18 protein-coding genes are annotated in these 20,254 nt (G+C 62.1%); 4 read left to right on the forward strand and 14 right to left on the reverse strand.

Annotated elements, in window-relative coordinates:
* Positions 1–91: 91 nt before the first annotated feature.
* The 7 genes from BUQ73_RS14290 to BUQ73_RS14320 form a co-directional block, all read right to left on the reverse strand.
* Positions 92–469 carry a nuclear transport factor 2 family protein gene (locus BUQ73_RS14290; protein ID WP_079230559.1) on the reverse strand — a complete coding sequence of 126 codons (378 nt, stop codon included), beginning with the start codon at positions 467–469 and terminating at the stop codon, positions 92–94.
* Positions 459–1,343, reverse strand: a complete 885-nt coding sequence (locus BUQ73_RS14295; protein WP_079228513.1) for a fumarylacetoacetate hydrolase family protein — start codon at positions 1,341–1,343, stop codon at positions 459–461. The genes BUQ73_RS14290 and BUQ73_RS14295 overlap by 11 nt, the downstream gene beginning before the upstream one ends.
* Positions 1,344–1,353: 10 nt before the next feature.
* Positions 1,354–1,947: a VOC family protein gene (locus BUQ73_RS14300; protein ID WP_079228514.1), complete on the reverse strand. Its 594-nt coding sequence runs from the start codon at positions 1,945–1,947 to the stop codon at positions 1,354–1,356.
* A 23-nt stretch (positions 1,948–1,970) separates the two neighbouring features.
* Positions 1,971–3,206 (reverse strand): 2-oxo acid dehydrogenase subunit E2, encoded by a 1,236-nt coding sequence (locus BUQ73_RS14305; protein ID WP_079228515.1) that lies wholly within the window; start codon positions 3,204–3,206, stop codon positions 1,971–1,973.
* Between the two features lie 12 nt (positions 3,207–3,218).
* Positions 3,219–5,879 (reverse strand): alpha-ketoglutarate dehydrogenase, encoded by a 2,661-nt coding sequence (gene mdeB / locus BUQ73_RS14310; RefSeq protein WP_079230560.1) that lies wholly within the window; start codon positions 5,877–5,879, stop codon positions 3,219–3,221.
* Between the two features lie 102 nt (positions 5,880–5,981).
* Positions 5,982–6,488 carry a flavin reductase family protein gene (locus tag BUQ73_RS14315; protein ID WP_079228516.1) on the reverse strand — a complete coding sequence of 169 codons (507 nt, stop codon included), beginning with the start codon at positions 6,486–6,488 and terminating at the stop codon, positions 5,982–5,984.
* A 14-nt stretch (positions 6,489–6,502) separates the two neighbouring features.
* Positions 6,503–7,729: an acyl-CoA dehydrogenase family protein gene (locus BUQ73_RS14320; protein ID WP_079228517.1), complete on the reverse strand. Its 1,227-nt coding sequence runs from the start codon at positions 7,727–7,729 to the stop codon at positions 6,503–6,505.
* Between the two features lie 395 nt (positions 7,730–8,124).
* Here BUQ73_RS14320 and BUQ73_RS14325 point away from each other — a divergent pair, with 395 nt between their 5' ends.
* Positions 8,125–8,886, forward strand: a complete 762-nt coding sequence (locus BUQ73_RS14325) for a TetR/AcrR family transcriptional regulator (protein ID WP_079228518.1) — start codon at positions 8,125–8,127, stop codon at positions 8,884–8,886.
* A gap of 21 nt (positions 8,887–8,907) precedes the next feature.
* Here BUQ73_RS14325 and BUQ73_RS14330 read toward each other — a convergent pair whose 3' ends face one another.
* The 7 genes from BUQ73_RS14330 to BUQ73_RS14360 form a co-directional block, all read right to left on the reverse strand.
* Positions 8,908–9,570, reverse strand: a complete 663-nt coding sequence (locus BUQ73_RS14330; RefSeq protein WP_079228519.1) for a TetR/AcrR family transcriptional regulator — start codon at positions 9,568–9,570, stop codon at positions 8,908–8,910.
* 79 nt (positions 9,571–9,649) lie between these two features.
* Positions 9,650–10,816, reverse strand: coding sequence for an OmpP1/FadL family transporter (locus BUQ73_RS14335; RefSeq protein WP_079228520.1), 1,167 nt, complete (start codon positions 10,814–10,816; stop codon positions 9,650–9,652).
* Positions 10,817–10,952: 136 nt separating this feature from the next.
* Positions 10,953–11,888: a 3-keto-5-aminohexanoate cleavage protein gene (locus BUQ73_RS14340; RefSeq protein ID WP_079228521.1), complete on the reverse strand. Its 936-nt coding sequence runs from the start codon at positions 11,886–11,888 to the stop codon at positions 10,953–10,955.
* 51 nt (positions 11,889–11,939) lie between these two features.
* Complete coding sequence (locus BUQ73_RS14345; protein ID WP_079228522.1) at positions 11,940–12,809, reverse strand: fumarylacetoacetate hydrolase family protein; 870 nt, start codon at positions 12,807–12,809, stop codon at positions 11,940–11,942.
* Positions 12,810–12,843: 34 nt separating this feature from the next.
* A complete protein-coding gene (locus tag BUQ73_RS14350) occupies positions 12,844–13,773 on the reverse strand; it encodes a VOC family protein (protein WP_079228523.1) in 930 nt (309 codons plus the stop codon).
* Positions 13,774–13,819: 46 nt separating this feature from the next.
* Positions 13,820–14,329: a flavin reductase family protein gene (locus BUQ73_RS14355; RefSeq protein ID WP_079228524.1), complete on the reverse strand. Its 510-nt coding sequence runs from the start codon at positions 14,327–14,329 to the stop codon at positions 13,820–13,822.
* 40 nt (positions 14,330–14,369) lie between these two features.
* A complete protein-coding gene (locus tag BUQ73_RS14360) occupies positions 14,370–15,590 on the reverse strand; it encodes an acyl-CoA dehydrogenase family protein (RefSeq protein WP_079228525.1) in 1,221 nt (406 codons plus the stop codon).
* Between the two features lie 662 nt (positions 15,591–16,252).
* On the opposite strand from BUQ73_RS14360, the gene BUQ73_RS14370 reads away from it, so the two are divergent.
* The 3 genes from BUQ73_RS14370 to BUQ73_RS14380 all read left to right on the forward strand — a co-directional run bounded on the left by BUQ73_RS14370 (position 16,253) and on the right by BUQ73_RS14380 (position 20,147).
* Complete coding sequence (locus BUQ73_RS14370; RefSeq protein ID WP_079228526.1) at positions 16,253–16,777, forward strand: RNA polymerase sigma factor; 525 nt, start codon at positions 16,253–16,255, stop codon at positions 16,775–16,777.
* Positions 16,774–17,619 carry a FecR family protein gene (locus tag BUQ73_RS14375; protein ID WP_079228527.1) on the forward strand — a complete coding sequence of 282 codons (846 nt, stop codon included), beginning with the start codon at positions 16,774–16,776 and terminating at the stop codon, positions 17,617–17,619. Before BUQ73_RS14370 ends, BUQ73_RS14375 begins: the two co-directional genes overlap by 4 nt.
* A gap of 77 nt (positions 17,620–17,696) precedes the next feature.
* Positions 17,697–20,147 (forward strand): TonB-dependent siderophore receptor, encoded by a 2,451-nt coding sequence (locus BUQ73_RS14380; RefSeq protein WP_079228528.1) that lies wholly within the window; start codon positions 17,697–17,699, stop codon positions 20,145–20,147.
* Positions 20,148–20,254: the final 107 nt, after the last annotated feature.

Genomic DNA, 20,254 nt, shown 5'->3' on the forward strand with positions numbered 1-20,254 from the left:
ATAGGGACTCTTGTTGTTGTTTTGTGTCGTTATCGTGGGGGCCGGCGTCCCTGCCGACGCAGGCCGGGACCGGCCTGCGTACTTGCATGGATCAGGTGTTGGTGGCGTGGAAAGCACACTGGCGCCAAGCGCCCTCGCTGCGAATCCATACCTGGGTGGCGTAGGCTCTCATCAGCCGCTGCTCGCCGCTCTCGCGCAAGACGATGGCCTGCTCCAGGCGGCCACTGGCGATGGCCGTGTCGCCGTGCACACGCACACGCATGTCCGCGCGCTCGACGCTGAGAAAGTCGATGTGCCCGGAGACCATTGCCAGGTACTGTGCCTTGTCGTCGACCTTGCCGGTGGCATGGACGTGCACCAGGCGATCGTCCATCAACGCCGCCAGGGCTTGTACATCACGCTGCACCAGCGCGCGGCAGCGCTCACTCTCCAGGTGCAGGATGTGCTGCGCGATCGTTTCAGGCTGCATGGCCATCGCCCCCCGGTTGCTCTGCTCGGACGACGTTTTCGATGCTCCCCAGACCGTCGATCTCCACCCTTACCCGATCACCCTCGCGCAACCAGCGCGGTGGCTTGAAACCAATGCCAACCCCACCCGGCGTGCCGGTGTAGATCACGTCGCCCGGCTCGAGGGTCATCACTTTTGAAAGGTGTTCGACTTGCTGGTAACAATCGAAGATCAGTTCACGGGTATTGGAGCCCTGGCGCTGCTCACCGTTGACGAAGCAGCGGATGCCAAGCTCATGGGGGTTGCCCACTTCGTCCGGGGTGACCAGCCACGGCCCAAAAGGCGCGTGCCCGTCAAAGGCTTTGCCCAGCACGAATTGCGAAGTGCGCAATTGCCAGTCGCGCACGCTCACGTCGTTACCCACGCAATAACCGAAGATCACTTCTGGGGCCTGTTCGCGGCTGACGTGACGGCAGCGTTTGCCGATCACGAATACCATTTCCGCCTCGTAGTCCAACTGCGCCGACACCAGCGGCAGGTCGATGGCGGCATAGGGCCCGTTGGCTGACGTGTTCATCTTGGCGAACCACAGTTGGTCAGCCGGTGTGGCCATGCCGGACTCGGCGACATGGTCGGCATAGTTCAAGCCGATACCGAGGATTTTCCCCGGCTGCGGCACTGGCGCCATGAGCGTCACTTCGTCCAGCGCAAAGTCCGCAGGCTGGAGCTGCGCCAGGCGCCGCAGCGGCTCTTGCCAGAGCTGCCACTCGGCGATCAACCCGACCATTTCACGCGGTGCGGCGGACAGGTGATCGGCGATGCGGACCACGCCCCCCTCCACGACGATACCGACACCCTGCAGGCCGCCAGGCGTCTTGAACGTGCACAGTTTCATAGGTCTCTCCTCATCCAAGCAGGGTACGGGTACCGGTACCGGCGGTACCCAGGCGGCACAATTCGGTTTCGCTGGCACCGCCAAGCCATAGCTCGACCATGGCATCGGGGTCGAACTCCAGGCCAATGGGGTCATTGGCGAAGGTGTCGCTATGGAAGAACGCTGCGGCGTCGGCGGCCTCGCTGAAGTTGTCCACTTGCAGCTCGATGTCATTGCCTTCCGGGTCGCGGAAGTACAGCGAGGTAGTGGGGCCGTGATTGATGCACCAGTAGGGTCTGATACCCTCCTCCTTCAGGCGCAGGTACGTGCGTAACAAGTCGTCGATATGCGCGTAGCTGTAGGCGATGTGGTGCACCCCGGTCACCTCGTCGCACTTGGGTGGCAAGTGCGGCATGTTGAAGAAGGCCAGGCGATGGTGTTCGTCGTCGTAGGTAATGAAGGTGAGGATCTCGTCCTCGAACACCAGTTCGGCCTGAAACAGCTTGCGGTACCAGTCGACCATTGCCTTGCGGTCGGCACAGCGGAACACCAGGTGCGCCATTTTCATCGGCACCACGCGCTCGCCTTCGGCGATCACCGCGCTGCGGGTTGGGGAAACGCTCATTTCGATTCTCCTGATTGTTGTTGTCAGACCAGCACCCGGCGGAAGTCGCCGAGCAGCGTCGCCAGGTAGGCAAGGAAGCGTCCAGCCTCGGCACCGTCCACTGCGCGGTGATCCCAGGACAGCGACAGCGGCAGTTGCAGGCGCGGCTGGAAGGCATTGCCGTCCCAGCGCGGTTGCAACTCGGCGCGACCGACGCCGAGGATCGCCACCTCGGGTGCATTGATGATCGGGGTGAAATGGCCCCCGCCAATGCCGCCCAGGGACGAGATGGAGAAGCAACCGCCCTGCATCTGTGCCGGAGAAAGCTTGCCGGCCCGCGCCAGCTGCGAAAGCTCAGCCATTTCCGCAGCCAGCGCTGCGATGCCCTTGCGGTCGGCATCGCGGATCACCGGCACCACCAGACCATTGGGCGTGTCGGCGGCGAAGCCGATGTTGAAGTAGTGCTTCTGCACCACCTCGTCGCCCTCAAGGCTCACGTTGAACTGCGGGAAGCGCTGCAGTGCCGCCACGCAGGCCTTGATCAGGAACGCCAGCAAGGTGACCTTGGCTTGCCCGTCTCGCACTTCCTGGTTGAGCTGCACGCGCAACGCTTCGAGCTCGCTGACATCGGCCTGGCTGTGGTTGGTGACGTGGGGAATACGCACCCAGTTGCGGTGCAAGTTGGCCGCCGAGAGGCGCTTGATACGCGACAACGAACGGCGCTCGACCGGGCCGAACTGGCTGAAGTCCACTTCCGGCCAGGGCAGCAGGCCCAGCCCGTCGCCAACGCTGGCAGTTGGCCGTTCGCGCTGTGCCTTGACGAAGGCCAGCACGTCCTCGCGCAGCAGCCGGCCGTTGGGGCCGGTGGCCGATACCTGTTCGAGTTCGACGGCCAGTTCACGTGCCAGCTTGCGCACAGCCGGACCGGCCAGCGCCAGTTGTGGCTTCCTTGCGCTTTCAGCGGCAGGTGCCGGTAAGGCAGCAGGCGTAGCGGCCACCGGCTCAAGGCTCACCAGCGGCGCGGCCTCGTCGGGCGCAGCATGCACTCCAGCCGGCTCGATATCGGCGATTACACTGCCGCGCGAGACCTTGTCACCTGGCTTTATCAGCACCTGGCGAATGATGCACTGCAAGGTGCTGGGCACATCCATCACCGCCTTGTCGGACTCGAGCACGATCAGCGGCTGCTCCACGGCGACCACGTCTCCGGCCTTGATCAAAACCTCCACCACGGGCAGGTCCTTGAAGTCGCCGATATCCGGAACCATCAGTTGTTGCATGGCATTCACTCCTCAACGGTTCCACGGGGCGGCGCTGCTGCCATCGATGGCATAACGCGCGCGGGCCTGGGCATGCTTGTCACGGTCAACGCCGGCCAGCGCCGCCAGCGCGATGTGCTGGCGGTCCATTTCGAAGAAGCGGCGTAATGCCGGGCGGGTGTCGCTGCGGCCGAAACCGTCGGTGCCCAGCGCGGTATAGGGCGCCTGCAGGTAGGGGGCGATCAGTTGCGCATAACCGCGCACATAGTCGCTGGCCGCGACCACCGGGGTGCTGCCGGGCAGGCAGGCCTGCAGGTGGCTGACACCCATGACTTCAGCGCCGAACAATTGCTGGCGCTCGACCTCGCGGGCCTCGCGGGCCAGTTCCGAGAAGCTGGTGACGCTCCAGATCTCGCTGGTCACGCCCCAGTCCTCGGCCAGCAACTCGGCGGCTGCGATCACTTCGCGCAAGATGGCCCCCGAGCCAAGCAGGCGCACGGCGGGCGTGCCCTCACCGCGCGTGCCGAACAAACGCATGCCCTTGATCACGTCGTCGTACTGGGCAGCGTCCAGTGGCGCCTGTGGGTAGTTCTCGTTGGTCACGGTCAGGTAGTAGAACTCGTCATGCTGTGCTTCGAGCATGCGCCGGCTGCCGTGGTCGATGATCACCGCCACTTCGGCGGCGAAGGCCGGGTCGTAGGCGCGGCAGTTCGGCACGGTGGCGGCGACCAGCTGGCTGCTACCGTCCTGATGCTGCAAACCTTCGCCAGCCAAGGTGGTACGCCCTGCCGTAGCACCGATCAGGAAGCCACGGGCACGCTGGTCGGCGGCGGCCCAGATCAGGTCACCGATACGCTGGAAGCCGAACATCGAGTAATAGATGTAGAACGGCAGCATGGGCACACCGTTGACGCTGTAGGAGGTCGCCGCCGCCACCCAGGACGAGATCGCACCGGCTTCGGTGATACCCTCCTCCAGCAACTGCCCATCCTGGGACTCCTTGTAGTAGAGCATCGCCCCGGCGTCCTCCGGCTCGTACAGCTGCCCGACCGGCGAGTAGATGCCGACCTGGCGGAACAGGTTGGCCATGCCGAAGGTGCGCGCTTCATCGGCGACGATAGGCACGATGCGCGGGCCCAGTTGTTTGTCCTTCAGCAGGTTGGTGAACAGCCTTACGACGGCCGTGGTCGTCGATGCTTCACGGTCATCAGGGGCAAGCGCGAACTGCGCGTAACTGGCCAGCACCGGCACCTGCAGAACTTCGGCCGTGCTGCTGCGGCGCGGCATATAGCCACCCAGTTCGGCGCGTCGAGCGTGCAGGTAGCGCATTTCGGCACTGTCTTCAACGGGTTTGTAGAAGCGCATTTCCTCCAGCGCCTGGTCATCCATCGGCAGTGCGAAGCGGTCGCGAAATGCTCTGAGTGCCTCGACGTCGAGCTTTTTCTGCATGTGCGACGTGTTACGTGATTCGCCGGCCTGGCCCATGCCATAGCCTTTCTTGGTCTTGGCCAGGATCACCGTTGGCCTGCCCTTGTGGGCCTTGGCAGCAGCGAAGGCGGCATGCAACTTTTTGAAGTCATGGCCACCGCGGCGCAGGCCGTCGATTTCGGCCGGGCTCATGTGCGCCACCAGTGCCTGCAGTTCCGGGTCAAGGTCGAAGAAATGCGCGCGGTTGTAAGCGCCGTCGTTGGCACCCAGAGTCTGGTACTGGCCGTCGACGGTGTGGGCGAAACGGCGCAGCAACACATGGTTGCGATCACGGGCGAACAGCGCGTCCCAGTCCGAGCCCCAGACCACCTTGATCACGTTCCAGCCGGCGCCGCTGAACAGCGACTCCAGTTCCTGGATGATCTGCCCGTTGCCACGCACCGGGCCGTCCAGGCGCTGCAGGTTGCAGTTGATAACGAACGTCAGGTTGTCGAGTTTTTCGCGGGCAGCCAGGGACAATGCCGCGATCGACTCCGGCTCGTCCATCTCGCCGTCGCCGAATACGCCCCAGACGTGGCGCTGCGCGGTATCGGCCAGGTTGCGGTGCTGCAGGTAGCGCAGGAAGCGCGCCTGGTAGATCGAGCTGATCGGGCCGATGCCCATGGAGCCGGTCGGGAACTGCCAGAAGTCCGGCATCAACCAGGGGTGCGGGTAAGAGCACAAACCGCCGCCATCGACTTCCTGGCGGTAGCGTTGCAGTTGTTCTTCGCTCATGCGCCCTTCAAGAAAGGCCCGGGCATATACGCCAGGTGCCGAATGGGGCTGGAAATACACCAGGTCGCCTTTGCCCTGCTCACTGTCGGCGCGGAAGAAATGGTTGAAGCCGACTTCGAAGATCTCCGCTGCCGAGGCATAACTGGCGATATGCCCGCCCAGTTCGCCGTAGGCCTTGTTCGCGCGCGCCACCATGGCCAGGGCATTCCAACGGATGATTGAAGTGATGCGCTCCTCCATGGCCAGGTCGCCGGGAAATACCGGCTGGTCATCCAGGGCGATGCTGTTCTGGTACAGCGAGTAAGGGTGGGCGCACGGGTGTACGCCAAGGTGGCTGGCGTGCTCTGCCAGGCGCTGCAGAAGGAAGTCCACGCGCTCGCCGCCAGCGCTGCGCGCTACGGCTTCCAGGGCGTCGAGCCATTCATGGGTTTCCTGGCGGTCGCTGTCGTGCTCGGTGCGATCGCGCGGTATATCGGTGATCTTGGCGGTCATGGCATAAGGCTCAATCAGGTTTTTCAGGCGCAAGCCGCCCATGGCTGCCCGGTAAGGGGCAGTCCCCGGGGGCGCTTGCGCACGATCAGGTTCTTGGCTGGCTTACCAACCGTCGCGGCAACCGCTCCACTCCACGCCCGGCGCGCGGGCGTGCACTTGGTGATAACGGCCGCTGTAGAACAGCAGCGGCTTGCGTTGCTCACCGATGCGCAGGTGCTCGACTTCGCCGATGTACAACAGGTGGTCGCCGGCCGGGTGCACGTCCACCGTGCGTGCCACCAGTTGCACCAGGCTGCCGTCGAGCAAGGGCGTCTGCTCGTGGAAGCAGTACGGCAGCGCCAGGCCTTCCTCTGGCCGCCCACCGAAGTGGGCGCTCAGCGGGCGCTGGGTTTCGGCCAGGAAGTTGACGCCGTAGCACACCCCTTCCTTCACCCACTGGTTGAAGCGCGAGGCATTGCGCACCGAGATGAGGATCAGCGGTGGCTCCAGCGATACCGACATGAAGGCATTGGCGGTCATGCCTGCAGGCTCGCCGTCGGCCACGAAGGTGACCACGGTGACGCCGGTGGCGAACTGGCCCATTACCGTGCGCAGAAGTTTGGGGTCCATGGGGTTGCCCTCTGTCAGATCAGTGCGGTGACCGTGTTTTCGACGCCCAGCAGAGCCTTGCCGTAGAGCTCCAGGCCTATCGCTGGCAACGCCACGGCATGCCGCGCGGCCGTGTTGGAATCGCGCCACCAGCGCTGCATCGGGCTGCTCTCGGCGAAGCTGCCGGCGCCGTGGGCGGACAACAGAATGTTGATGGCATCGGTAATGTGCGTATTGACCAGGCCGACATCGGCACGGATACGCGCACGGGTCACGTTGTCTAGCTTGATGCCTTGGCGGGCCGCCTCGTCCAGCTCGTCGGCAGCACGCATGGCGCGCAACTGGGCGCTGTCGATCTTCAGCGCCGCTTCGGCGACCTGGGTCTGGAACACCACCGAGTCGGTCTGCTTTTCGAACGAGGTATAGGCCACTGCGCGGCGCGGGGCATTGGCGATCACGTACTTCAGCGCGGCGCGTCCCAGGCCAAGCTGCGGGCCATTGAGAATCAGCGCGGCAAACGGCACGAATAGCGGCCGATAGCTGGCTTCGTCCTTGAACGGGGTGGCGTATTCACCCTCGATGGCTGCGCCCATGTTCAGCAGGCGGTGGTCGGGGACGAATACTTCCTCGGCGACGATGCAGTTGCTGCCGGACGCGCGCATGCCGGCGGTGAACCAGGTGTCTTCGATGCGGTACTGCGCCTTGGGGATCAGCGCCAGATACTGGGCCACCAGGGCGCCGTTGGCGTCGCGTTCCTCGGCGCCGATCGCGGCCCAGTCAGCATGCAGGCTGCCGGATGAGGAATACCACTTGCCGGAAATCACCAGGCCGCCCTCCACCCTTCGCGTGGTCGGCGAGGTGTTGAACACACCGGCCACACGGGCCTCGGGGTTGTTGCCAAAGACCTCTTGCTGCGCACGCTCATCGAATAGGCCGGTGAACCAGGCGCAGACATTGCTGAGCGCCACCACCCACGCCGTGCCACCGCATGCCTCTGCCAGCGCGGCCGACACCTCCAGATGCGAACGCAATGTGCCTTCATGGCCACCGAACCGCTTGGGCACCATTAACCGGAACAAGCCGGCATCACGGATGGCCTGGATGTTTTCCTCGGCAGCGCGGCGGTTCGTCTCGGATTCGGCGGCGTTTTTACTTAGCAGGGGTTGCAGCGCGGTGGCGCGCTCGACCAGCTCCTGCAAAGAAGGCCCCTTGTCGGCCAGCGGCAACACGTCTGCGTCAAACGTTTTAATCGCTTCTTTCATGGCTTCTACCTTTAACAATGACTAAAATGTCATTTATTTATTCTGGGCGAACGTATCCACACACCTGCATCGGCGGAGCGTGCGGACTAATACTCGGGAGTACCTGCGAATGCGCTTATTTCAGACGGGCAGAAGCTTGCGGCGCGGCGGCGGTGGCAGCGGGCGGGATACGCGGGGGGTCAGGGATTGAACGAGCATTTTTCGTCTCCTGTTGTTTTTATGACGAAACTGCCAGCGTGACTCAGCATTAGATAGAACATACCTGTCATTCCGACATTGGTTAGAATGTAGGACAAGGCAGTGGCTTGTTCAATAGCTTTTATCAAATAAATTTATCCATGCGATGAGATGCATAGTTTTTAACAATGACAATTTGTCACTCTACGAGATCACCCATGCCCAGCCATGACTCGATCGCCCCTGCCGGGCGAACCAGCAGCGACCACCGCCCACGCATGGCGGAAAAGAAGCGTCTGATGATGCGCACACGCTTGCTCGACTCGGCCATGCGCGTATTTGCCGAAGCCGCCGGTGCCACGCCAGTGATCGACGATGTGATCCGCGAGGCCAAGGTGTCCCGTGGCACGTTCTACCGTTACTTCGACTCGCTGGACCAAGTGCTGATCGCGCTTGGCCAGGAGCTGAGCAACCAGATGACCACCGACATCCTGCCGCTCTACGACATTCTCGAAGATCCATGGAAGCGCGTTTCGGTGGGTTTTCGGGTGTTCCTGGTGCGTGCCCTGCTGGACCGCAAGTGGGCTGGTTTCGTGACCCGTGTGGATGTCTGGCCGCACCATGCGCTGGTGGCCGAGTACATGGGCCGTGACCTGGAAAGTGGCCGCGCCACCGGGCAACTGGCCTTCGCACGCCTGGACGCCGCCACCGACTTTTTGATGGGCGCATCCGCGCATGCAATCCAGGCCATTTTGCAAGGCGTGGACAACGTCAATGACTACATGGACGCCTGTGTGCACATGGCGTTGATCAGCCTGGGCGTCGACCCTGCGACCTGCCAGCGCGGCGTGGACTTTTCGCTGAACTACCTGCAGGACTGGGGCTCCGGCGCGCTGGAGTTGCCGCGACCGGTGTGGGCGTTGAACCTCAACTCCCGTGAGGGCCGGGAGTTTCTCGCCTACCGTCGCCCAGCTGGCTGACACGCCGCTGGGCAGGCACGATCAGGCCGGCTGATTACCGTACGTATCCAGGTCGATGCTGATGATCCGCTCGGCCTCCTGGTGGTCCACACCCAGGCCGCTGAGCACGAAATGCACCATGCTTTCCACCGCCGAGGACGGGCGGGCGCCTTCCAGTACCTTGCGCAACAGGTAGAGCATGCCGCCGATGATGCAATCGACCGTGGAGACGATGTCGACCACCTGAAAAACGCCTTCGTCATTACCGACCTGGATATCCCGGGCCAACGGATTGCCCATGGTTTCGATCATGTCATTGATGCTGTACACCGAATGCACCAGGAACCAGCCCCAGACCGGGTCGGTCAAGCCGCGGTAAACGGTGCGACGGATATTGATCCCTACCCGCTCGGCGATGCCCGCAGTCGGGCTGGCAGCGGCATCCAGCGCTTCGATCATCTGCAAGGCATCGTCGATGAACACCGCGCGCGCCACTTCTTCCTTGCTCGAGAAGTAGTTGTAGAACGAGCCGAACGACAGCTCGGCCTCTTCGGTAATGTCGTTGATGGCAGTGGCTTCGATGCCCTTGCGCCCCATCACTGAACGCGCAGCACGCAACAGCTTGCTGCGGGTACGCTGGCGCGCTTTTTCATTGACCCTTGGCTTGCGTGGCTCGGCGGCCTTGGGGCTGTTGTCTTCATTCATGGTGACGATCGGCTGGCACTGATGAGGGTGCGGACCATGATACCCGACTCGCCCCGCAGCGCCAGCCAACCGCACCCGCTCAATAGCGCATGCCGAGCCCCAGCAGCACCGAGGAATAATGCGCGCCGATGTTGGTACCGGTACTTGGGCCTTTGCCGCGCAGCGTCTCGGGGAACTCGAACTCGTAGCCCAGCGACAGGTCGGTAGTCGGCGACAGGTGATAGGTAAAGCCGGCCGACACCGAATTGTTCAGAATGCCCGGTGAGAAGTAGTTGGCATTGGTGTGTTGCGCATCCACTGCCGCCGTGGCGTGCTTGTAACCGGCACGCAACGTCCACGCCTTGCTCGCATTCCACGACGTCCCGACCCGCCAGACGTCCTGGCTGTTCATGCCCGCGCCATCGGGGTTGTTGAAGAAGCCAACCTCGGCCCATTCGATGCGCAGGTAGTCCGCCGCGACGGTCAGCGCCGGCGTCAGGCGCACGGCAATACCGACCCCGTACTGCTCCGGCAAATCCAGATGGCCGCCGGAGATCGCCAGCAGGTCATCCTTGTAGCCATCGGCTTCACTGAAACGCATCTTCGGTGAGTACGCCGCACCCAGGCTGAACCGCGAATCGATTTTCCACAACGCCCCTGCCCGCCAGCCCAGGCCGGTACTGGTGGCTATGCCATGGGTCGGCGAAACGCCAAGGCTGCCGTCCGCCTGCGGCACCACCAGGCCACGGGCCTGCACCTGCTGCACACCGAGCAGTGCCGACAGCCCCAGCGACAAGTCCGGGGTGACCTTGTAGGCCAGCGTGGGGGCGAAATTCACGTAGGCGATCTTGGTCTTCACCGCTGGGAAACCCATGCCAGGCACAGCCGCATGACTGTAGTCGGAACCTGAGCCAATCGAGTACACCGACAGACCCAGCGCGGTTCGTTCATCGAGCTGATAACTGATACCGCCACTTGGAATCGGCGCCCGCACCTTGAAGTCATCGCGGTTGTTTTCGTTACCGAAACTTGAGCGGAAACTGCCGAAGAACAGCTGCAGGCCACCGTCGATGCGGTTGCCCAGTTCGCTCATGCCGGCGGGGTTGTCACTGGCAATGGCCGCAGACTGTGGGAAGGCCAGCGAGGCGCCGCCCATCTGCGCCGACTCGATGCTGCTGGAGGTGGGAATATTGAAGTTCATGGCCTTGGCCAACGGGCACGCGAAGAGAAACAGCACGCCACAGGCCTGCATCGCTTTAATGTTCATGTTTACGCCTGCACAGTTTATTTATTGTTTTTGGAACTGATGACTCGAAGCGTTTGCAGCAAATCGCGGCCAGCCGCACCCGCCGCCACAACAGCGGGCGCTGCCGGATTACAAACTTGTGAAGGTGAAGTGATGATCAGAAGGCGACGTTGTCACGCCCTTTCAACTGCATGAGCGCGCGCGCTTCATCAGGCGTTGCCACGGCAAAACCCAGCGACTCGATCAGCGCCTTGATGGCCCGCACCTGTTCGGCGTTGCTCTGCGCCAGGCGCCCCTTGCCCAGCCACAGGTTGTCCTCCAGCCCCACGCGCACATGGCCGCCCAGCAACAACGACTGCATGGCGATACGCGGCTGCATCGCCCCCACACCCAGCACCGACCAGTGATAGCGGTCGCCAAACAGCCGGTCAGCTGTACGCTTCATATGCGCCACGTCTTCCGGGTGGGTACCGATACCACCGCGAATGCCGAATACCGACTGGATAAACAGCGGGTCTTGCAATAGCAATCGGTCGCGGAAGTGGGCTGCGGTATACAGATGGCCAATGTCGTAACACTCGATTTCGAAGCGCGTGTGGTTTTCGCCGCAGGCCGCCAAGATCTGCGCGATGTCCTTGAAGGTGTTGCGGAAGATCCGCTCTTCACTGGCCTGCAAATAAGGCCGCTCCCAGTCATGCTGGAATTCGCTGTAGCGCTGCAGCAATTCGTACATGCCAAAGTTCATCGATCCCATGTTCAGCGAGGCGATCTCCGGGCTGAACTGCAAGGCCGGTGCGATGCGCTCTTCCACCGACATGGTCGGTGCGCCCCCGGTGGTGAGGTTGACCACCACATCGGACTCGCGCTTGATCTGCGGCAGGAACTGCTCGAACAGGCGTGGGTCCTGACTGGGCATGCCGCTCTGCGGATCGCGGGCATGCAGGTGCACCACTGCAGCCCCCGCCTCGGCCGCCTCGATCGCGGAGCGGGCAATCTGCTCAGGTGTGATGGGTAGATGCGGCGACATCGACGGCGTGTGGATCGAGCCGGTGATGGCGCAGGTGATAATCACTTTCGAAGCGTTTGCAGCCATGTCAGTTTCCTTCCATAGGGCGGCCTCGCAGGGCAAAGCCGCCGGGCCTGGTTAGCGAGGTTCGTCGACGATGGTGTTTTCGATGTAGCCCAGGCCCGAGATCTCCACCCGCACCACATCACCGGCCTTGAGGAACACCGGCGGTTGCATGCCGATGCCGACGCCTGCCGGCGTGCCGGTAATGAGGATGTCGCCAGGCTCCAGGGTCATCACCTCGCTGAGGTAGGCGATCTGTTGCGCGATGCTGTAGGTCATCAGCGCGGTGGAGGACTTCTGGCGTTGCTCGCCATTCACGCTCAGGCTGACGGTCAGCTGCTGCGGGTCGGCAATTTCATCCGCAGTGGTAATCCATGGCCCGATCGGCCCGTGGGTATCGAACGACTTGCCAAGGGTCCAGGTCGGGCTCTTGGCCTGCCAGTCGCGGGCGCTGACGTCATTGGCCACAAAGTAGCCGGCCACGTGCTGCAGCGCGTCGCGCGCGTCGATGCGCCGGCCGCCCTTGCCAATCACCACGCCCAGCTCCGCTTCGTAGTCCAGGCGCTCGCAAACAGCAGGATGATGCACGTCGTCGTAAGGGCCGGTGATGCAGGTGATCTGCTTGCTGAACCACACCTGCGACGCCGGGATTGGCACGTTGAGGCGTCGTGCTTCGGCTTCGTGATCCTTGTAGTTCATGCCCAACGCCATGAACTTGCCGGGGCGCAGAATGGGCGCTTGCAGCCGCACATGCTCCAGCGCCACGCTGTTTTCAGCGGTGGCCTGCAGAGTGCGAGCGTCAGCCAGGGCATCGGTGCGAGCCAGCAAGGCCGCGACGTCCACCGGTGCCGATGTCGGCAGCAGGTGGTCGAGGTTGATCACGCGGTTGCCCTGGACCAGGCCAACGGAAGTCTTGCCGTGATGGGTATAGCGAGCCAATTTCATAAGTGTTCCTTTTGCAGGGGAAGAAGGAGCGTGATCAACCGAGAAAGTCCGGCGACAAGGGTGGCGCCCACTGCGCCAGGGCATCGGGGCTGAGCGGTTCGTGGCCCACAGTCATGCTGTCGTTGACCAGGTCGCCATCGGTCCAGTGCTCGACCTTGTTGCCGAACGGGTCGAGCCAGTAGTCGAAGACCTGGCTGCCCTGCACGTGGCGGCCGATTCCCCAAGAATGGCGGCGGCCTTGCTGCTGGAGAAAATGGCTGCCGCTGGCCAGGTCGTCCCAGTCGAGCACCTCGAAGGCACAGTGATCGAAGCCGGCTTGCTCGGCCCCCAGGTTGAGCAAGGCCACCGTGTGGTGGTCGGTGTAGGTCTCGCCCAGCCCGCAGTGCATGAATGCGGCCACGGTGTTGTCCTGCTGGCCGGCGAAGTAGCTGTCGGAAACCCGCAGTCCCAGCACGTCGTGGTAAAAGGCGAACATGGCCGGATAATCGACGGTCTTGAGCACCACGTGACCCAGGCGCATTACCCGCGAAGGCTGCAGTGTGACCCTGTTGGTGGTGCCCAGACGCTGGCGCCGTTCGGCCGTGTTGAGGGTCAAGGCCGGCCTTACCGGCTCGGCCTCGACACAATCGCCGCCATACAGCAGGTCGACGCGTAGCCCATCCGGGTCGTGCAGAGTGACCACCCAGCCCGCACCCAGCTCATCGTTGGCCAGCACTTCGCTGCCAAACCGTGCGGCAATAGCCTGCAAGGCCTGCAGGCTATCGAGCCGGTAGCCGGCGCCCAGGGCTCTGGCAGGGCCTTGCTCGGCGATGTAGGCAGGATAACCTCCTTGATAGGCAGCCATCTGCAAGGTGGTGGCCGTGCGGGCGTGGTGGCGCAGGCCGAAGTCGCGCAGGAAGTTGGCCTGAACATCCAGGTCCGGCACCTGATAACGCACGTAAGCGATGTCGCGTACAGCAATCATGCTGCACTCCTCTTGTCATTGTTGTGGGGACGGTGACGCCGCGTGGTTAGCCGCGGTCGAACCAGCAGGTGGACGGGTCCAGCGCATGCAGCTGTTTGTAGGTGCCCGAGAAGAACAGCAACGGTCGCCCGTCCGACTCCTCGATGGCCTCGACATCGGCGGTGTAGATCAGATGGTCGCCACCCGGGTGCACCGCGTTGACACGCACGGCCAGTTGCACCAGTGCACCGCCCAATACCGGCGACTCACCCAGCTGGCGAAAGTCGGCGCTCAGGGTTGCCTGCGGGCGACCACCGAAGTGACTGCTCAGCGCTTCATCCTCCTCACGCAGGAAATTGATGCCAAAGGCATCGCCCGGCCTGACACTGGCGGCGAAGCGCGCCGGATTGCGCACCGCGATCAGGACCATGGGTGGGTCCACCGACAGTGACATGAAGGCATTGGCGGTCATGCCGCTGGGTTGTCCCTCATGGTTGAAAGTCACCACCGTCACGCCGGTGGCGAATTTACCCATCACGCGGCGAAAGGCCCGCGCGTCCAGCTGTTTGCTCTGCATGCTCGGCACTCCTCGAACGAACGCATTGCGGCTATGCCACTCAGATGAAAGGCGTACCTGGCGTGTTTCCGCAGAGAATCCGGCCGTAGGTTTCGAAGTTGGTGTTGGGGCTGACGATGCCGTGCAGCGAGGCTATGCGCGCGTCCTGCCAGATGCGCGTCATGGGGTTGCCGACCGAGGCCAGCGAGCCCCCGGACGCGGACGCCAGCAGGTCGACGGCTTCCCAGATCAGTTTCTCGGCATAGCCCACGTCGCGGCGCACCTTGGCCCGCTCCTCGAAGGCCATGTAGGTGCCGGAGGCCGCACTGGCGTCGATGGCGTCGGCATGGCGCTCGAGAATCACCCGCGCGGCGTCGATCTTGGCCGATGCCTCGCCGACCTGCAGATGGGTAACCGGTGCCTCGGCCTGCTTCGCGTACCAGGAGTACTGAATGCCACGCCGTGGCAGCGATTCGAGAAAGGTTTCCAGCGCCGCCACCCCAAGGCCCAGGGCTGGGAACGCCAGGATGATCGCCAGCATCGGCATGCAGGCACTCTGGTACAGCGACTCCTCGGCCAGGTGAATGGCCAGGTAGCGGCCCTCGATGGCCTCGGTAACCGACGCGATGCGTGACTGCGGCACGAACACCTGGCTCGCCGTCACGGTACAGCTGCCGCTGCCGCTGATACCGATGACGTTCCAGTCATCGAGGACCTGCAGTTGCTCGACCGGGATCAGCGCCACGCCCTGGTCCACCACCTTGCCGGCTTCGTCAACCAGCGGGATCCCGAGCATGTCCCAGGTCGCGTGCCTGACACCGGAGTTGAAGCCCCACATGCCCTCCTCGATCAGGAAGCCGCCATCCACCTTACGCACAACGGCCTTGCGCGGCGAAAGCACACCGGTCACCCGAGCAGGCTTCGCGCCAGCGAACACCTCCTTGGCGGCGTCCTCGCCGAAGAAGGCAGCAGCACACCAAGTAGTGACGTTGGTCAGGGCGGCGACCCAGGCCACGGAAGCGTCAGCACGCCCCAGTTCGGCGACCACGTTGAGGAACGTGCGCACCGACACCTGGCTGCCACCATAACGACGGGGCGTGGTCATGCTCAGCAGGCCACCGGCTTCAAGATCGGCAATGGTTTCGGCCGGCAAGTGGCCGAGCCGCGAAGTGTCCTTGCTGCGGGCCTTGAGGGCAGGTAGCAAGGCGCGAGCGTGGTCGAGCAGCGCGGCGGCCGTCGCGGCGCCGGACAAAGTCGGTTCGGAGGGAAGAACTGCGGTCATAGCGTCACCTTTTTTCATGTTGTTGTTATCAGCCCCAAGGTCTGCCGGTGTCAGCCGACTCGGGTGTTATTGATATATTCATCATTTTTGATAACTTCATCAATAGTTGTTTTTAGAACACCTTTTCCGGCACGCACCGCCGTGCACATTCAAACGGTTCTAACGGGCCTGACCCACAACTAGAGGAATCGCAATGCCTGCCTTCCAATTTCCAACGCCAGGGCTTTGAATTCAGTCATGTTTTTTTAACGCTTTTTTGGCAATTGCTTCCTTAAGGTGGTGCTCGGTCATTCCAGGTAGCTCAAGATGCAATCGCCCTCTCCTGATCAATCACACGACACTGTCATTAGCGAAGCCGCCAGCTAGTGCCTGCGCCTGCACGATGAGGCGTGCAGCAGCGAAGACCATGCAGCCTTCGAGCGTTGGCTGCAGGCAGATCCGCTGCATGCCTTTGAATACGGCAAGATGCTGGAAATCTGGGACCTCAGCGACAAGCTGGCCAACCACCCGGTCAGCGCACAGAAACTCCTTACCGACCCCGCCCCTCGCGAGGACGGCACGGTCGAGATGTAACGCCCACGCCGCTATTAGTATTTATTCGCTATTTATTCTCATTTACACTGGGTCGGATTTCTTAAAACCAAGAATCCCCTGGGTGCATCGTGTCGCTCGATCCTGCCAAACCGACGTTGCTGTCCTCATTGGTTCGTCACTACGACGAGTTGGTGGATTACATTCGTCGCCGCTTTGGTGACAGGAGCTCGGCGCGTGATGTGGTCCATGACGTGTGCCTGCAGTTGCTTGAGCGCAATGAGAAGGAAGAGGTTCGCACTCCCCTCGCCCTGTTGCGCAAGATCTCTCACGACACCGCCGTAAGCCACTACCGCAGTGACCGTCGCCGAGCCACCTGGGTGGAGTCATACGCCGACCTTCCTGATCTAGCCTGCCCAGCAGTCACGCCCGCGGGCAGGTATGATGCCGAGCGAGAGTTCCAGCTGCTCGTAGACGCTATTGCCGCGCTTCCTCCTCGCTGCCAGGCCGTTTTTGTCATGCACAAAATTCACGAAATCCCTCAAGCGGAAGTAGCCAATCGGCTTGGCATATCCATCAAGACGGTGGAAAAACACCTACGCCTGGGGCTGGCGGCTTGCAGAGAGCTGCTGGGGCGCGGAGAGGCTCATCGATGACTCATCCCTCCCCTGCCAAAGCACAGCAACCACCCGTGGAGGACGCGTTGGAACGGCATCGTGAGGCGTTGAAAAAGCACTTTCCTGTACCGCCCAGACCAAAACCGCGCAAACCGGCAAAGGCCGTGGGTGCTGCGCTGATGGTTGCGGTATCCATTGGCGCCTTGGCCTGGCTGAACCCCGCGTACAAAACCGAGCATTTTGTAACTGCCATTGGTGAGCGACGCACTGTCGTGCTCGACGATGGCAGCGAGCTTCTGCTGGACAGTGGAAGTGATGTCGATGTGCGCTGGCATTTGCGCAGCCGGAATGTCGACTTGCGCACCGGGCAGGCAATTTTTGATGTGTCCTCGGCGGTATACCGTCCCTTCGTGGTAATCGCGGGCTCCACCAGCGTCCGCGTGCTGGGCACTGTCTTCAATGTGCGGCGGCTGGAGAATGACAACGTCCGCGTGACGTTGGCGCGCGGGCGTATCGAGGTGGGCGAGACAACCGCACAGGAAGCGACCCTCGTCCTGTTACCTGGACAGCAGGTCGACTCGATTCGCGGGCACCTGATGCCGGTCACCACAGTGGACACCCATAAAGCGATGGCCTGGAAGGATGACCGCATCGTGTTTGAAAAAACACCGCTGGACGAGGCCATCGCGCTTTTACGTCTTTACCACAAAGCGCCCATACGCTTGAGCGACCCAAGCCTTGCAGGGTTAACGGTGACGGGGGTCTTCGATGCGCGCAATGTAGATGTCCTACTCGATCTGCTGCCCAGCATCCTGCCCGTCTCCGTGACACGGCAAGAAGACAGCAGCGTCCAGATTCAACGCAGCGTCGCAAAAAAATAATGTGCGAATGCAGGTAGGGTTTTTCAGTTCCCGTGGCGGCTATCCAGGAAAAGCCAACCTACAAAGGAATTTGAAACGTGCATTCCCTCCTTCGGAGCAGCCCTATACGCCTGCCATTGCTTGCCAGCAGCCTGCTTATCGCCGTCTCGGCTCAGGCCCAGGAAACGCTGGATGTGGATCTTCCCGCCGCTCCGTTAGACCAGGCCATCAATGCCCTCGCCCATCAGTCATCGGTGCAGATCATCTTTGCAGGTGACCTCGGTGAAGGCCGAGCAGCCCCCGCATTGAAGGGGCGTTTCACGCCAGAAGAAGCACTCAAACGGCTGCTCAAGGACAGCGGTCTGCAAGTGCAGGCCAAGGATGAGAACACGTTCATCATCGTTCCGAGCCACCCTGCCCAAGGCACCTTCGCTCCCACTTCCCAGGCCAGGAGCGAGCCCGTGGAAATGGCGCAGATGGAAATCACCGCCTCTCGAACAAGTAGCGAGCTGGTCTCCGCGACGCGGCAGTCCACCGTTATCGAGCACGAACAACTGGAAGAGCTCCGCCAAGGTTCGGACAGCCTCGCCACGGTACTGGCAAAGGCCATTCCGGGGATGTCCGACTCAAGCCGCACCATCACCGAGTACGGTCAAACCTTGCGCGGGCGTAGCATGCTGGTGATGGTCGACGGTGTTCCGCTCAATACCAACCGTGACTCGTCGCGCAACCTGGCCAACATCGACCCGGCCTTGATCGAACGTGTCGAAGTCATACGTGGCAGCAGCGCCATTTATGGCAGTGGCGCCACTGGCGGCATCATCTCCATCACCACCCGCCCTGCCGGCGGCGAGAATCGTGCGGTCACCAGCCTGACGGCAACATCCCCGCTTACCCGGCTGGGTGGCGATGGGTTGGGCGGCCAATTCCAGCAGTACCTCACGGGTTCTCAGGGAGCCGTGGACTACGCGTTCGACTTCGGCACCCGCCACATCGGCGCATCGTACGATGCCCATGGCGACCGCATTGCGCCAGAGCCTAGCCAGGGAGACCTGTTCGATTCGAACACCTACAACATCGGCGGCAAGCTCGGGCTGCACATCGACGACAATCAACGCATTCAGCTTGCGGTCAGCCACTATGACGCACGTCAGGACACGGACTACGCCACGGATCCCAGTGTGGCCAAGCTTGCGGCGGGCTCAGTTCCAGCCAACGCGATCAAGGGCCTGGATCTTGATGAGCAAAACCGCATTCGCAACACGTTGGTGAACCTGGAGTACGAGAACCTGGACATCCTGGGCAGCAGGCTTTCCGCTCAGGTGTATTACCGCGACTACTTCACCCGTTTTACGCCGTTTGATGCGCGCGCAGTTGCAACACGGGGCGGCAACGTCGATCAGGTGATGCAGAACAGCGAAGTCTTCGGCAGCCGCCTGACCATGCGCACGCCGCTTGGTGACAGCGGCAATACCGAACTGGTCTGGGGTGGCGATTACAACCAGGAGCGCAGCGACATGCCGCTGGACGTCTTCGACCCTGCGACCTACGACGCCAGCGGTGGCCTGGTCTTCGACAAGACCGGGACGCTGACCTACATGCCACCACTCAAAACGCGCAGCGCTGGTGCATTCGCGCAGTTGCAGCATCGCTTCGATGAGCACTGGTCGATCGACGGAGGGCTGCGGTACGAGTACTCCACTGCCGAGTTCGATGACTTCGTTCCCCTGTCTGAGTCAAAGGCTGCCCCCCCTGTTGCCGTGAAGGGCGGCGACATCAACTACGATGCGGTGCTGTCCAATTTGGGCATTGTCTACTCCCCCGTCGCCGGCCAAGAAATCTACGCATCGTTCAGCCAAGGCTTCCAGCTGCCTGACGTGGGCATTCAATTACGAAATGCGCGGCGAGGTTTTGACCTGAGCGCCTCGAATCTGGAGCCGGTCAAAACCAACAATTATGAGCTTGGCTGGCGGGGCTCGTTGGGGGGTAACACGCTCGGTACCGTGGCTCTGTTCTACACCACTTCCAAGCTTGGAGATGTTCAAAGCTTCAACAACGGCTTGATCCTTACCCGCACCAAAGAGCGTGTCTACGGCGTTGAAGCCAGCGCGGACTGGCTTGCTGACGATGAGGTGTGGGGTGCTGGTGGTAGCGCGACATGGATGCAGGGGCGGGAAAAACCGGACGGAAAAGACTGGCAAGACATGACCGGGTATCGCGTCCCGCCGCTGAAATTGACCGCATACGTCCAGTACAAACCGACCTTCGACTGGAGCAACCGGTTACAGGCTACGTTCTTCGACTCCAAAGATTATCGGCTCGATGGCGTGGATAGCTTTGGCCGCCATCAGGTAAGCACGTATACGACAGTGGACCTGATCAGCCAGTACCGCGTCACCCCGGATGACCTGGTAAGTGTTGGCATCCAGAACCTGTTCAACCGGGACTACTACCCGCTCTACAGCCAGCTGCTGCGCAATAACAACAACACCAGCCATCTACCAGCCCCAGGCACCGTGCTGACTGCCACCTATTCGCACACTTGGTGAGATGTGCGCAACCACCAGGCCAACTATGGGCCTGGTGGTCAAGGCATCTACTTGAAACAGCAGATCGAGCATCAAGATCACGCCCTTTGAAACTGCTGCCGCGGGCA

The organism is Pseudomonas putida, from assembly GCF_002025705.1.
Lineage (GTDB): Bacteria > Pseudomonadota > Gammaproteobacteria > Pseudomonadales > Pseudomonadaceae > Aquipseudomonas > Aquipseudomonas putida_J.

Bases quoted from the DNA above. Each gene is read 5' to 3' on its own strand.
- BUQ73_RS14290 (WP_079230559.1), bottom strand. From the start codon at position 469: ATGCAGCCTGAAACGATCGCGCAGCACATCCTGCACCTGGAGAGTGAG.
- BUQ73_RS14295 (WP_079228513.1), bottom strand. From the start codon at position 1,343: ATGAAACTGTGCACGTTCAAGACGCCTGGCGGCCTGCAGGGTGTCGGT.
- BUQ73_RS14300 (WP_079228514.1), bottom strand. From the start codon at position 1,947: ATGAGCGTTTCCCCAACCCGCAGCGCGGTGATCGCCGAAGGCGAGCGC.
- BUQ73_RS14305 (WP_079228515.1), bottom strand. From the start codon at position 3,206: ATGCAACAACTGATGGTTCCGGATATCGGCGACTTCAAGGACCTGCCC.
- mdeB (WP_079230560.1), bottom strand. From the start codon at position 5,879: ATGACCGCCAAGATCACCGATATACCGCGCGATCGCACCGAGCACGAC.
- BUQ73_RS14315 (WP_079228516.1), bottom strand. From the start codon at position 6,488: ATGGACCCCAAACTTCTGCGCACGGTAATGGGCCAGTTCGCCACCGGC.
- BUQ73_RS14320 (WP_079228517.1), bottom strand. From the start codon at position 7,729: ATGAAAGAAGCGATTAAAACGTTTGACGCAGACGTGTTGCCGCTGGCC.
- BUQ73_RS14325 (WP_079228518.1), top strand. From the start codon at position 8,125: ATGCCCAGCCATGACTCGATCGCCCCTGCCGGGCGAACCAGCAGCGAC.
- BUQ73_RS14330 (WP_079228519.1), bottom strand. From the start codon at position 9,570: ATGAATGAAGACAACAGCCCCAAGGCCGCCGAGCCACGCAAGCCAAGG.
- BUQ73_RS14335 (WP_079228520.1), bottom strand. From the start codon at position 10,816: ATGAACATTAAAGCGATGCAGGCCTGTGGCGTGCTGTTTCTCTTCGCG.
- BUQ73_RS14340 (WP_079228521.1), bottom strand. From the start codon at position 11,888: ATGGCTGCAAACGCTTCGAAAGTGATTATCACCTGCGCCATCACCGGC.
- BUQ73_RS14345 (WP_079228522.1), bottom strand. From the start codon at position 12,809: ATGAAATTGGCTCGCTATACCCATCACGGCAAGACTTCCGTTGGCCTG.
- BUQ73_RS14350 (WP_079228523.1), bottom strand. From the start codon at position 13,773: ATGATTGCTGTACGCGACATCGCTTACGTGCGTTATCAGGTGCCGGAC.
- BUQ73_RS14355 (WP_079228524.1), bottom strand. From the start codon at position 14,329: ATGCAGAGCAAACAGCTGGACGCGCGGGCCTTTCGCCGCGTGATGGGT.
- BUQ73_RS14360 (WP_079228525.1), bottom strand. From the start codon at position 15,590: ATGACCGCAGTTCTTCCCTCCGAACCGACTTTGTCCGGCGCCGCGACG.
- BUQ73_RS14375 (WP_079228527.1), top strand. From the start codon at position 16,774: ATGACTCATCCCTCCCCTGCCAAAGCACAGCAACCACCCGTGGAGGAC.